Here is a 12,859-nt window from a genome sequence, read left to right on the forward strand (position 1 = left end):
ATATCCCCTTCGCTATCGCCCCGGATCGCTCTGGTCTAATGCTTCCAAATGGCAAAGCGACCGCTTGATTCCGAAGAGCTTGGACGAAAGGGTGAGGGGCGGCTTGAGGACATCTGCGTTGATGCAAAGTTAGTTCCCAACCGGGTCAAGGTAGACCGCAAGGGTTGGGACTACCTGGTCGAATGGCACCACCCGGAAACTGATCATCGATACGACGAACGCGACCCCTCGATTTCTTGTCGGGTTCAAGTCAAGACAGTCTGGGAAGGGGCGAAGTCGATTAAGCTGCGCCTTTCCTCGGCCGAGGCGCTCGCGACGGACCATCGGCCAGCTTTCATCTACATCGTGGAGGTCAGCGACGCGCTGCAATTTTCGGGCGCCTACATCATCCACTTGCGAGGCCGATTTCTCGAAGACCTGTTGCGCAAGCTTAGGGAAGCGCGGGTAATCGCACGCGCCCCAACCACGTCTTCATCACAGTGCCGCTCGCGCGCGCCGCCGTGATCGAAAAGGATGGTTGGAGCTTTCGTCGGTTCGTCGAATCGTGCGTTCCGGAGACAATGCTCGCTTACGCCAACGGAAAACAGGCGGAAATCGACCAGCTGGGCGGCGGCAAGGGACAAATGAGGATTGAGACAGCTCTGGCTCTCGAAACGGACGATCCGGTCCGGGAGATTGCCGAGATTTTCCTCGGTCAACGCGATGCAAAGGTAATCGATATCGCGGCATTTAGCACCCGCTTTGGCATCGACATTCCCGATACCGAACTGAGCGGGCAAACCGGGATCATGCGTCTCCAGCCGAAGCCAAGCGATGGCTGCACTGTCCTGCTGCGAATGGCGGGAGGAAATGTGTTGAAGTTCCGTGGCGATCTGTTCCGTGCCCCGCAGTTTGAAGAGAACCCGACGCGTGGACTCATGCTGGTTCGCACTCCTGCGTTCGACCTTACCTTCGACGCCGTTCTCAATCCGACTGGAGTTGGGGCAAACTTGAGCTTCTCGCTCGATACAGATCGATTTGCAGAGGCGAAGCTTTCGGCGGAGGCGTGGAGCGACGTGTGCACGCTCATCGCCGAGGTTGGTGAGCTCGGCACGACCTTGGAAATTCAGACCGACAATGTTCCGATCCCGATCACGAGTACGACAGTAGGGAGGGACGATCAGCCGCAGGAGCAACGCGATCAATTTCGCTTCTTGGCGCGCGTTTCTCGGGATGCTGGCGCGGTGCTGCGCTATTCGGGCTGGCCGGAATGGGAGATGACTGCAACAGCCATTTTCCGCGAGCGCTGGAAAATCGTCGTGCTGAACGCAATGATTTTCGCACCCGCGACAATCAGCACCATGGTGCTTCCGCCAGAGGGCGCTGAACGTCCGAGCGATATTTGGCCCGATCGAATGCTCTACATCGATCGGTTGGAGTTGGGCGAGATGGCCCTAGCTCACGCCGCTATCATGAACCTCTCCGGCGATACCGACAGCGGATTGTGCGAGGCTAAGTTCGCTTCCTTGTTCAGGACTGAACGCATCGACGGCTCGGTCGACGCATTTTGGGCGTTTGCCGACCGCGCACGAAACCTTGCGGGGATTGACAGCTATTATGTCGCGGCGCGAACTGAGCCAGATGGATCGCCCGAGCTTCTACTTAGCGGCTGAGCGGGATGCCTTGCTTCGCGCGTTCCTGTCTACAGACCGCTCTTGCTGGACTAAGGATGGTCGCTTTGAAGAAGCAGTCGTGATCAACAGCTCACCGGCCGCCAATTGATCAAGTCCGATCGTCCGCGCAGCCATCCATTCAGGCACATGCCAGCTGGTGGGGAGCGACCTCGCAACGACACCTGGCAGAATTGACATCAGAAGCATCCCTGAGAGCGTGCCGCCCGCGCTCGCCCAAACGAGCCGTTGCCACTGGCGGTCGGCCGCCTGACCGCGTTCGACAATTCCGTCAATCCTGCCAATCGACCGCGACAACGCGTCGCGCGCCTCACTCAACGCGGTGCGATCCTCCGCACGGGCATCAGCGCTTGCCTTGATAATCTCTCCGACAAGCGCGGCAGGCGATAGCCGAACCGCTGGGCTCCTTTCGATGCGTTGGATACCGCCAGCCGCCGCTTGCAGCGCTTCGGCCATCTGGCCAAGGGTTGTACTGTAATCCGGTATCCGCTCGCGGGCGGCGGTTAGCCCTTCGACCGCAGCGCGGATAAGGCTCACCTCGACGCGCTGCGCTTCGAACGCCTGGGTGAATTCTTCAATCGGATTGGTTTGGGTCGGATCGTCGGTCATGATTCGCGCTTACAGGCCCAGCCCGCGACCACGCGAGAGGGCGGGTACTTGCTGGAGGTCATGGGACAAAGATGCCCCGCTCAGCTTGCCGATTCCGAGTTCTTTCACGCGATTTCGAAGCAGCGACTCGAGCTGGGGATCGCGGTGAAGGCTCTTGGCCATGTCGGTCATGCTTTCCTTCACCCGGTGGACCGCATCATAGTCACCCGTGCGATCGAGCCTTTGCAGCGTGCGCGTTTTCTTCTGCCAATCGGCGACGAACTGATCAGCGCGTTGTGTTGCGTCGATCCGGACCTCCGCCTCCAGTGTCATCGCGCGGATCGCCGCAGCGGTCTTGCCGCTGGCGGCCTGGTCGACCAGTCCAAGATCGGCATTCATGGCGCTGCGTAGATCGCGCGCAGCATCCGGACGTACGGCGTTGAGCGCCCTGCCGGCTTCGGCAAAGGCGATCTTCTGGTGCGGCAGTTCCGGCAGGTTAGCCTTGCGCATGCGAAGGATATCCGCAGCGGCGCGCGCATAGCGCTCGACAGCCTTCTCGAGCGGCGTTGGCTGGGGTTCGATTGCCGGCGCTGGCTTGATCCTGATCCCAGCGAACGGATTGCGTGGCGGCGGCGGTTGCGGCGTGTGCGCCGGCTCGGGCACTTGCCGGTAGTCCGACGCCATGTCCTTGCCGCGTTCGCGCGACAGCGCGCGGACCAGCTTGCCCTGGTCGGCGAAGTCGTCACGGCCATAATGAAGATCGACGCTGTCGCGGTGCCGCGACAGCGCGACATAGGCGGCGTGCCGATCGAGACCCGGCGTCGCCAGCACATGCACCCGGTCGACCGTCACGCCTTGCGATTTGTGCACGGTCGCGGCGTAGCCGTGATCGATGTTGGCATAATCCTTCACGTCGAACGCCACCGATCGGCCATCATCGAGCATCACGGCCAACCGGGATTGCGTCACCGACTGCACCTGGCCAAGTGTGCCGTTCTTCACGCCAAGGCTGCGCTCGTTCGTCAGGAACATGAGCCGGTCGCCAGTCGCAAACTGTCGCTCGCCGCGCTCGGCGCGCACCGCGACATCCTCCCCAAGCTGGCCGCCCAAACGCAGCCGCTCGCGCGCCGCGATGTTGAGCGCGCGGACCTCGTCATTGGTGTGAGTGAGGATGATCCGCGTGGCGCCTGGCGAGGCGCTGCGATCGCGATCCCAGCGGTCGATCAGCTCACCCCTCGCCTGATCGCGCGTTTCGGCGGCGTGGATGCACCCGCGCTCATCATAAGAGGCGATTGCCTCGGCGGTGCGGCCGGTTGCGAGCTGCCGGGTCGCGTCACGCTGCCAGTCGTCGCGCTGACGGCGGATTTGGGTGATTTCGACGCCGCCGTGGCGCTCGGCGGTCGAGCGGAAGGCGGCACCCGCCTCGATCGCCTGGAGCTGCTCGGGATCGCCAACCAGGACGACCTTGGCGCCACGCTTTTCCGCTTCGCTGATAACGCGCTCCATCTGGCGCGTGCCGATCATTCCGGCTTCATCGATCACGAGCACATCGCGATTCGTCAGCAGCTCGCGACCCTGCGCCCATTGATGCTCCATGCTCGCGATCGTGCGTGATGCGATGCCGGAACCGCCTTCGAGATTCTCGGCGGCGATGCCGGACAGCGCGATGCCGTGAACGGAATAGCCCGCACCTTCCCAAGCCTCGCGCGCGACACCGAGCATCGCCGACTTTCCGGTGCCGGCATAGCCGATGACGACACCGAGACCTTTCGCGTCGGTGACATGCTCGTACGCGCTGCGCTGCTCGGGCGAGAGCAACATGCCCCGCGCCGCCGCCCGCGCCAGTGCCGTCTCGCGGTGGCGGTCGGCAACGGCGTGACAATCGCGGTTCGCCATCGCGCCCGTCGCGCGTTCGAGCCGCTGTTCGGTCTCGATCATCGCGCGGCTCGTGAAGCGCTGCTCGCCGCGCCCGTCCCTACCCAATGCGACCAGCCCGGGGGCGGCCTTCACCGCCGCCATCACCCGGTCGAACTGCTCTTTCCCGTCGCTGTGGCGGTGGACGAACATCGCGAGGTCGCGGTTGGTGAAAGTGGATTGCTGGTGCGTGATCGCGTCGAGCGCGAGCGCCGGCTTCGCCAGCAGCTTATCGCCGTTTGCGCGGGCAATGGCCTGGTGTTCTTCAAGCCGTTCAGACTCCAGCCCCTGCGCCGCCATGCGCGACGCCGCCGGCCCGATCTTGTGCTGCGGTTCGAGTTGGATCCCCTGCGCTTCCAGCGAGCGGTGATCGATCCGCGCGTCGATATCGAGTTCGGCAAGCCGCTGGTTGACATGCTCGCTCCAGCGCTCGCGCCATTTCTCCAGAAGATCAGTGCGATTCCAGTCGCGATTCTTCTTGCCGAACCCATCCTCCCCGACCTCGCGCATCGTCAGCATCACATGTGCGTGCGGCTTCCGCATGCCGTCAGCGCCAACATCCCAATGCACGTTGAGATCGGCGATCATCCCGCGATCGACAAACTCGTCGCGGACGAAATCGCGGGCGAGCGCAATACCAAGTTCTGGGGATAGCTCGCGCGGGATCGCAAACTCGATTTCGCGGGCAAGCTGCGCGTCGATCCGCTTCTCGGCCGCCTCGACCTCGTTCCATAGCTTTTCGCGATCGGAGAGATGCTCGGGCGCCCCGTCCGGCAACATCATCTCGGAATGGACGACGCCGGCCTTGTTCGAGAAGTCGTGGTGCCGATCGAGCCGCTCGTCGTGCAGCCGGGAGGCGGAGCGGTACGCAGCGGAAGCAACCGCGCTCGATCCGGCAGCGCGGGAGATGACCTTGGCCGAGAAATGGTAGATCGCCATGACGGCGATCCATTTACACCAAGCTAGCCACGTCGGCACGACGTATAAGCGCGCCCTCGAAAGATTTCATCAATCTCGGGACAGCAAAGTCCCAAGAGATTTCAACAGATTGCGACTGATCTACTCAGGCGATAACTGCTCTGTCCTCACCACGCAACATAAGGACGGACCGATGCGTAAACCCCGCGATTTCGACGCTGAATTGAAGGCGCTCGGCGACAAAACCCGGCAGCTGAAGGAGCGCAAGGTCCATCAGCTCGGCGAACTGGTGATCGCGACCGGCGCGGACGCGCTGCCTGTCGAGCAGTTGGCCGGGCTGCTGCTCGCCGGTGTCGAAAGTCGGAACGGCGAGGCGAAGGAGGGCTGGCGCAAGCGTGGTGCCGCGTTCTTTCAGCGCACGGCCGGCAACGCTGCCGGTGGCGATCGGGGCAACGCTAGCGGCGTTGCGTTGGGTGACAGTGGCGCGACACCGTCTCGAACTCAGCCGCGCGCGGACTGATACCCGGACCTGGGTCGTGAAGCGACGCGAACGAACACGTCAGTTGATCGAGCTTGGCGGCCTGGTCGCGAAGTCCGGACTGGTCGAACTCACCGATGACGACCGCGCCGCGATTTTCGGCGCACTGCTCGATGCCGCCTCGCAGCTGCGGAGCGCGGATCGTGGGCAACAGCTTCTGCTCTGGCGGCGGCGCGGAAAACGCGAATTTGGGATCGACCAGTAGGTTCGAAATCCGCCGCTGGCCGAGCCACGCGATCAAGGCGCTAGAAAGCGAACGGACCGGGAATGGGACGAAAAACTACCGGCGAGAGCTAACCCAATCATCGACATGCGCACATCAAAAATGGTAGCTTTCAAGACCGCCGTTCGAAAGGGTATTGCCATGATCATGCTGGCTTTTCTGGTGGTTTCCACTCCCGTGGCGGACGACCATTGATTGAGCTTCCAGCTGATGAATTCGCCGGCATACGAAGCCTTCGCGCGCAAGGCCGATAGGGAGTGCCCCTCCCAAAAAATGAGATATCTTCACCCGGCAGATCTCGGGGGAATGACGGAGGGCTTCGTATTGGCCCTGTCGGCGCGGGATCGACGGCGGGTGGCCGCCCTGGACAAGGGTTTCAAAGGCTGTCCCCTTTCCGGCATGTCATGTCCCGCCCAACATACGCTGGGCGCAATCGTCAAATTGGGAATGCTTGATAGCTTTACCCAATACGCCTGTTCGACACCCGGATGAGTGTCCGAAGCCCGCTCAGACTGAAAACCGGGTCCAGCTCGTCAGCCCTGCGCGGCCGCCGCCGTGCCTGCCCAATCGAAGCGCGCTCCGCGCGCGCCGAAGAAGGCCTGACCTTGCGAGCGTCGCCCGGTCATTGACCGGGCGACGCGAGCCGCTCGTTACACACGCCCTTCACCAGCGCCTGGAGTTCAGCCACGCGCTCGCCGAGCCAGCGCAATTCTTCGTCGCTGACCTTGTAATGCTCGGAGTAGCGCGCGTTGACATAGGCGAGGCGCAGCAGCTCGAAACATCGGCGGCTGAACTTGTCGTCGCGGGGCCATGCGGCGATCAGCGATGGCGCGATCTCCTCGCAATGCGAGCGCAGGAAATTGAGCTTGTGCGACTTCGGACTGTAGAGAGTAAGCACCAACATCGTGCAGTGGTAGAAGTGCTCTGCTGCCTGATGCAGCAGAAACGCGGCCTTGTTCGCCATGCCCTCTCGCGCAGCCAAATTGGCGAGAGTCGCGAATTCGGTGGCGCTCAAGAACCACCGATCAAAGTGCTTTTGCGCCTCTGCGTGCGCCTTGGCCGGAGGAAGCTTGCGCGGGCTCGCGAATGGGAACCCCTCGGCCTCGTAAAGCGCGATGCCTTGCTCCGCGATATCGATGAAGAAGGGACGCCCCTGCTCAAGCTGCTTGTTCACATCCTTGAGGCTGTGAACGATGAAATTGACCGGCGCGCTGAGCGCGCCGTTTATCGTCATGTCGCGCATCAGCCGGTCGTCGGCCGCCGACCAGTAGTCGACCACGTCAGTCAGCCGATCGTCGCTGACCACGACGAGAATGTCATAATCGGATTGATAGCCGCCGACCGGATCGTCCACCCATCCGCCCCGTGCGTACGAGCCGTACAGAACGACCTTAAGAATGCGTCCCTTCTTCTTCCAGGGCTGGGTCGAAAGGACGATCGCCTCGGCGAATTCCTCGAACAGCACGCGCACGACATGGGCAAGCTCGCGCTGCTTGGAGGCCGGCAGATGATCGAGCTCGGTACGCACGCCGATCATCCTAGAGTCCGGCGAGAATTTTGCCAGTGGACGGTGTCCGGGCTTCAACCCGGACACCTGCCAATCGTGTGACCCGTCGATGGTCATATCCAGCGCTCCCACCAGCGCAGCTTTCCGCCGTTCATCTGGCGACACAGTTTCTCCAGCCCCTTCGCGAATTGCCGTTCCACCGCGCGCGGCGTGAGTCCCGTGCATTTGGCAATCTCGGCATAGCTCAGATCTTCGAGACGGATCGCCAGCAGGATCTCGCGCTGAAGGCGTGGGAGGCGGGCAACCGCCGCCTCCAGCCGGGCAAGGTCGACGGCTTCGGGTTCCCCCCGGTTCATGCTGCCTCCTCCTGCGCGAACGCCCTGCAGGCCTGCGCATGCCGCTCCAGCAGCCAGTCAGCCGCCTTCCCGGCAGCACTCGCGGCCCGGAAAATCGCGCGGTTATCCTCGCGCAACACCTCAAGCCACGAACCGATGTAATCGGCATGGCGCACGGTCGGAACGATTCCGAGCGCAGCACATAGAAACGCCGAACCCATTTCAGCGATCAGTTCCTCCCGCGCATAGCCAGCCGAGCCGAACGGATTGGTCAGGTCCCGCCCGAGCCGCGACGCGTGCCCGGTCGCATGGACAAGCTCGTGCAGCCATGTCCGATAGGCGTTGATCGGATCATGAAACGCGCGTCGCGCCGGTACCATCACAAGGTCCTGCGACGGCACGTAAAAGGCCTCCATCCCGCCGGTCCGGAAGTCGACCGCACTCGCCGCGATCACATCGTCGGCAACCTCGACGATCTGGTCCTCGGCAAGCGGCACCGGTGCGGCGGCAAGCCCCGAACCCAGCCCCTCGCATTGATCGACATTGAAGACCGTGAAGCGCTTCAGAAACGCGATCTTACGCGGCTCCTCACAATCGCCGAGCGACTGCTGCTCCCCGTCCTCGCCCCGAGGCGTGAAGCGATCGGCATAGCAGACCGTCGTCCCGGTCTCGCCCTTGCGAACATTCCCGCCCAGCGCCTGCGCCTGTTTGTAGGTAAGCCAGCGCTGAGACGAATATCCCCGCTCGAACAGGGTCGCCCAGAGGATCAGGACATTGATCCCCGAATAGCGCCGTCCGGTCCCGGCATTGCACGGCATCCCAACCTCGGCCGTGTTCTGGCCCCATGGTTGCACCCAGGGCAGCCGCCCCGCCTCAAGTTCGGCAACAATCCGGTCGGTAACCTCGGCGTACAGCGTGTTGACCGGACGCTGCGATTGCGTGTCTCTGTTCCTCATCTTCTTCACTCCAACCACCGCAACCGGCGCCGGAATGGCGGGTGGGCGGCAGGAGCGGACTGAAAGTCCCGCCGATGAAGGCGGGCCGCACCCGAAGGGCCGAAACGAAGAGGAGGACTCCGGCGCAGCCGGAGTTGCGGCACGCCGCGGCGGGACTACAGGGCAGCGACGCCCACCCGCCAGTTCGATGCCGGAGGCAAACGCCATCGCGCCCAGCGCGATGACAATATGCCGGGGCAGAGCGCCGGCCAGATTGATCTTCGGATCAATCCAGCGTCAGTCGATCGTCATCGGAATCGACCGAGACGCCGCAGAGCGACTCGGCGACGCGCAAGTGGCGTAGAGCGCGGTCATGCCAGAGGCGTGAGACGCCATGGGATTTCGACCTCAGAATCAGCCCCCTACGCCAAGGCATCTTTTACACCGCCACAGGGCGCCATGCGGCGTCACACGGACATGCCCCTCTTGCGCCGCATCCCAATATCCCAATCCTGTTCGCGGGGAGCCAGACCGACGCAGACAGGACCATGCCATGACCGACACTCCCGACCGCATCCTTCGCCTGAAAGCGGTTCTCGACCGCACCGGGCTCAGCCGCTCGACAATGTACCGCAAGATGGACAACGGCACCTTTCCCAGGAACATCCACATCAGCACGCGATGCAAAGGCTGGCGCGAATCCTCCGTGGCCGAATGGATGCGCAACCCGCGATTCTACGAGGCGACGGATCATCCCTAGGGATGATGCCAGCGTGAACGCCCGAGCCCGTCAAGGGACCTCGATCCGCAGGAACGGGCCAGTAACGCAGCCCGGCAAGGCGCCGCGATCTCCTGTCCGCTTGTGCTGTTGCGAAGCTACGTGGCTCGCCCTGCAAGACAAGAATGCCCTGTGTGGAACCATCGACCGGCTCTAACTAAGTTGGCGCGCGGTAGAACCCCAGCTATTCCGAGCCGAACGACCGGGGATTCTCAAATCGGCTCGATCAGCCTCTCTATCCGATGACGATGGAGTTGCGCCCTCATAGATCGAGAACAGCAACCAAATCGGCGATAAGTGCAGTATCGATGTTGAGGATGGCAGAGTTCTAACGTAATCAGAACTATCGCCGCTGGAACCGGCGCTTCACGACCAACCAACAACTTCAGGGGTAATTGGAATGGGCGATTCTAGACAAGTTGTCGCATTTGAGGTCGCGGATCTTGACGAAGAAATCGTTCCGTCTGGAGCTATGGTGGAAGCGAAAACGGAGGCCGTCCATTGGATCACCGTTCTCGTAATCGGATGGATGCCATAAGCTAAATATGGCATTCTACTCTGGGTAGGTCGGGCAATGTTTATTTTGGCGGAGGCCCGGCCTCTGGAGATTGCTCGAGATCTGAATGAACTGCTCAGCGGTAGACCGGATGTGGGACTGGACGAGATTGCGGCGACGCTCTGCCGTCATTCCCGGCCGGAACTTGTCGCCGATATTGTGCATTCGGCACTCGATGCAGTTGCCGACAGGATCGATGAGGCGATACTTTTCCGCGGCGGACTAGTGCGATTGGTAGATTCGCCATTATATTCCTTAGATCTTAGGTACGCGTTCGAGGTCCGCGGGGAAGATATGCTGCCAAGCGGGCAGAACTATAACCTGCTGGCGCGCGCGTCCGACATGGTGATAGCGAATATCGGTCCGAAAGTTCTTCGCGGGGCTGGCTATTCTATTCGCGATTCGATTGATTTCGACCGATTCGATCCGTTAGCGCGCCTCGATTTTGACGGATATTGGGAACTTCAGGCGGGACAAGCGCGCCTCATCAGGGGTGGCGAACAAATTGCGTCAGTGCTGGACGCATCGGGGGTCCGCTTCCTCAGCCTTGCGCTGCCGCCGCGGTGGTCGCTCGATTGGCTTTTCAGCCGGGAGACGATGCGGCCAGTAGCTCGCTCCGTCGCCCATGTGGACGACAGTCAATTCGTCACCTGCCTTGAGCTGGCAAGTTGGTTGCGAGATGACCTTGCTACGGACAAGGTTCGGATGCTGACGGAGCATCGAGCGCACTTCGTTCGCTGGAAAGCCATTCAGGCCCTGGCCTTGCTTCGCCCGTCTGAGGCTCTTCCGCTCGTTGAGAAGGCGGCGGCAGAAGACTCCCATCCATCTGTTCGGAAAGCGGCAGGTGCCACTTTGGCTTTGCGCGGCGCAGCGGATCTCGATCGGCCCCAATCATGATCTATCGGGCACGGTTCGAATCGTCCTCTCCAATAGAGCTCGAGGAACTTGTCCAAAGGGTTGCTGACACAATTCGCGAAGATGACTTCGAGAGCATGAAAGCATGCGCGCCCTTTCTCGCATCCTACGCTCGAAAGGCGGGGATACTTAGGGACGTGATTAACAATACAATTGAAGATATGCTTCTTGACCGCACGGTTGCACCAATTCGTACTCCGCAGAGTTTCATACTAGCGGTACATGATAAATTTTATGTTCGGTGTAACATCTGGGCACCCATTGCGTCCGGTATTGTCTCAAAGCCCTTTCAGGAGCGACTATACTCTCTTGAAGCCCCGCATGATCATAATTTTAGCTTTCTGACCGTCGGATATGCCGGACCGGGCTACAAGACCGATATATACGAATATGATCGGGAAACAGTATCCGGCACGGTCGGGGAAAAAGTGTCCCTGCGGCCAACTGGAAGTTACGTGCTTTCTCCGGGCGACGTGATGCTCTACCGCCAGGGTATAGATGTTCATGTTCAGCACCAACCGGAACAGTATTCTGCCTCACTAAATGTCATGTTTCTATCAGACTACAGCCGGCGCGAGTGGCAGTTTCTTTTTGATTTGGAGACTTCGACGATCTCAGGGTTATCAGGTAGTGCCATGCGGTCCCGGCACGAGCTGATCACGCTTGCGGCCGAGCTAGGCGATGCTGAGACGACGAGCCGCCTGGTGGACGTAAGCGAGAGATGCCCCTGTCCGAGAACCAGACAGGCAGCGCTCGTCGCTCTAAATACAATTAATGAGAGGCACGTTATCTCGTAGAAAAGATCGCACCTTATGTCTCAGAATAACTACATCGACAATGGATGTATTTGATTTCTTGCAGCCTTTACCTGGTATTTCGTAGTGGTATGTTCAAGAGTGCGACGATGCGTCGCTTCGAGAAAGGAATACTGCCATGGAATGGAACGCGATTTCTAGCTCTACGGAATCACGCTCAACGGCGTTTGCTCCGCTGCCGCACACTGTCGGAAAGGCTGGCGCATCTGAGTCCGTTGCCATCGTCGCGATCATTTGGGGAATTGTGATTCTACTCTGACGAAATACCCGCCTCGTCATTGTGTCGGGGCGGGTAAATGCAAAGCAGTTCGAGGAACGCGCGGATGAGTGCCTTATTGACCGAACTCGTCGAACATGCAGATGCCATCATAGCTACTTCGGACGACGAATTCGAAAAATTTGAGGCATGTGAGCCGTATTTCCGACAGATGATAGAGCAGCGCCTTTATCTCGCAAAGCTTCACTCTATTCTTGAGGAGAACCTTGCGGGTCGAAAAGAGGTTACACCAGATATGTCCGCAGGGAATTTTCTTGTCCTGCACGGCTCCAGGCACTCTAGCTGGGCTGTCCTCAAGCATGTCGGTCGAACTCGGCAGTTATATCTCACCCCCTCGCATTCAATATCGGCCATGGTCGGGGGCGGCCCTCTGCGGCTCGATCGTTATGCCGTGCCGGCCGATGTCGAGCTGAGTGAACTTGACACGACCAAGGAGTTGAAGCTGCTCGAAAGCGGGGTGATGCGGATTGGCGAGATAGTAAGCAAGAACGGTCGAGCACATTCGCTTGATATATACCCGAGCGAGGCGACCTGCGCTTACACAGTCAGGGTAAATACGATTCCATACGCCTCTTTCGAATGGGCCTTCTCTCGTCAGACTCTTCGGCCGATAAAGATGTCGAGTCTCAGGGCTGCCGACAGCAACCTGACCACGATTTTTGACCTGCTTTCGGCAGTCGGCTCGCCGCAGTCGGTCGAATGGCTCGCGCCCTACGCCGAGCATAAGCTTCATTTCATTCGCTGGCACGCCGTCAATGCTGTCGGGACAATAGATTCAAAAATTGGGCTGGAATTAGCAGAGCGCGCGGTGGCCGACCCCCATCCGCACGTTCGTGCCGCAGCGCGATCTACCCTCGATGCCGTCGCTGCGAGGCAGTAATTCAACCTAG

At 60.6% G+C, this 12,859-nt stretch carries 13 protein-coding genes; 8 read left to right on the forward strand and 5 right to left on the reverse strand.

Annotated elements, in window-relative coordinates; all coding sequences use genetic code 11:
• Positions 1-48 precede the first annotated feature (48 nt).
• Together ABD050_RS15670 and ABD050_RS15675 are read left to right on the forward strand one after the other, a co-directional pair.
• On the forward strand, positions 49-504 hold the full coding sequence (locus ABD050_RS15670) for a hypothetical protein (protein ID WP_343890397.1): 456 nt from the start codon (positions 49-51) through the stop codon (positions 502-504).
• Positions 480-1,652 (forward strand): hypothetical protein, encoded by a 1,173-nt coding sequence (locus ABD050_RS15675; RefSeq protein ID WP_343890398.1) that lies wholly within the window; start codon positions 480-482, stop codon positions 1,650-1,652. Before ABD050_RS15670 ends, ABD050_RS15675 begins: the two co-directional genes overlap by 25 nt.
• On the opposite strand, the gene ABD050_RS15680 is transcribed toward ABD050_RS15675, so the two are convergent.
• Together ABD050_RS15680 and traA are read right to left on the reverse strand one after the other, a co-directional pair.
• The gene (locus tag ABD050_RS15680) at positions 1,638-2,279 is read right to left on the reverse strand and encodes a DUF6118 family protein (protein ID WP_343890399.1); all 642 of its coding nucleotides are present in this window, start codon (positions 2,277-2,279) and stop codon (positions 1,638-1,640) included. The two genes, ABD050_RS15675 and ABD050_RS15680, sit on opposite strands and share 15 nt — an antisense overlap.
• Before the next feature lie 9 nt (positions 2,280-2,288).
• The gene (traA, locus tag ABD050_RS15685) at positions 2,289-5,111 is read right to left on the reverse strand and encodes a Ti-type conjugative transfer relaxase TraA (RefSeq protein WP_343890400.1); all 2,823 of its coding nucleotides are present in this window, start codon (positions 5,109-5,111) and stop codon (positions 2,289-2,291) included.
• Positions 5,112-5,283: 172 nt separating this feature from the next.
• On the opposite strand from traA, the gene ABD050_RS15690 reads away from it, so the two are divergent.
• Both ABD050_RS15690 and ABD050_RS15695 read left to right on the forward strand, forming a co-directional pair.
• On the forward strand, positions 5,284-5,610 hold the full coding sequence (locus tag ABD050_RS15690; protein ID WP_343890401.1) for a conjugal transfer protein TraD: 327 nt from the start codon (positions 5,284-5,286) through the stop codon (positions 5,608-5,610).
• A 16-nt stretch (positions 5,611-5,626) separates the two neighbouring features.
• Entirely contained in the window at positions 5,627-5,833 is a 207-nt protein-coding gene (locus ABD050_RS15695) for a conjugal transfer protein TraD (RefSeq protein ID WP_343890402.1), read from the forward strand.
• A gap of 640 nt (positions 5,834-6,473) precedes the next feature.
• Here the strand turns inward: ABD050_RS15695 and ABD050_RS15700 are convergent.
• From ABD050_RS15700 to ABD050_RS15710, 3 genes are all read right to left on the reverse strand, one after another.
• Positions 6,474-7,379, reverse strand: coding sequence for a HEPN domain-containing protein (locus tag ABD050_RS15700; protein ID WP_343890431.1), 906 nt, complete (start codon positions 7,377-7,379; stop codon positions 6,474-6,476).
• 92 nt (positions 7,380-7,471) lie between these two features.
• Positions 7,472-7,714, reverse strand: coding sequence for a sigma factor-like helix-turn-helix DNA-binding protein (locus ABD050_RS15705; protein ID WP_343890403.1), 243 nt, complete (start codon positions 7,712-7,714; stop codon positions 7,472-7,474).
• A complete protein-coding gene (locus tag ABD050_RS15710) occupies positions 7,711-8,649 on the reverse strand; it encodes an ArdC family protein (RefSeq protein WP_343890404.1) in 939 nt (312 codons plus the stop codon). The genes ABD050_RS15705 and ABD050_RS15710 overlap by 4 nt, the downstream gene beginning before the upstream one ends.
• 532 nt (positions 8,650-9,181) lie before the next feature.
• Between ABD050_RS15710 and ABD050_RS15715 the strand changes: the two genes are divergently transcribed.
• From ABD050_RS15715 to ABD050_RS15730, 4 genes are all read left to right on the forward strand, one after another.
• Complete coding sequence (locus tag ABD050_RS15715) at positions 9,182-9,388, forward strand: helix-turn-helix transcriptional regulator (RefSeq protein WP_343890405.1); 207 nt, start codon at positions 9,182-9,184, stop codon at positions 9,386-9,388.
• A 592-nt stretch (positions 9,389-9,980) separates the two neighbouring features.
• On the forward strand, positions 9,981-10,859 hold the full coding sequence (locus tag ABD050_RS15720; RefSeq protein ID WP_343890406.1) for a HEAT repeat domain-containing protein: 879 nt from the start codon (positions 9,981-9,983) through the stop codon (positions 10,857-10,859).
• Positions 10,856-11,674, forward strand: a complete 819-nt coding sequence (locus ABD050_RS15725; protein ID WP_343890407.1) for a hypothetical protein — start codon at positions 10,856-10,858, stop codon at positions 11,672-11,674. The genes ABD050_RS15720 and ABD050_RS15725 overlap by 4 nt, the downstream gene beginning before the upstream one ends.
• Before the next feature lie 353 nt (positions 11,675-12,027).
• Complete coding sequence (locus ABD050_RS15730; RefSeq protein ID WP_343890408.1) at positions 12,028-12,849, forward strand: HEAT repeat domain-containing protein; 822 nt, start codon at positions 12,028-12,030, stop codon at positions 12,847-12,849.
• The last annotated feature ends 10 nt before the right edge of the window (positions 12,850-12,859 follow it).

Source organism: Sphingomonas oligophenolica, from assembly GCF_039522915.1.
Classification (GTDB): domain Bacteria; phylum Pseudomonadota; class Alphaproteobacteria; order Sphingomonadales; family Sphingomonadaceae; genus Sphingomonas; species Sphingomonas oligophenolica.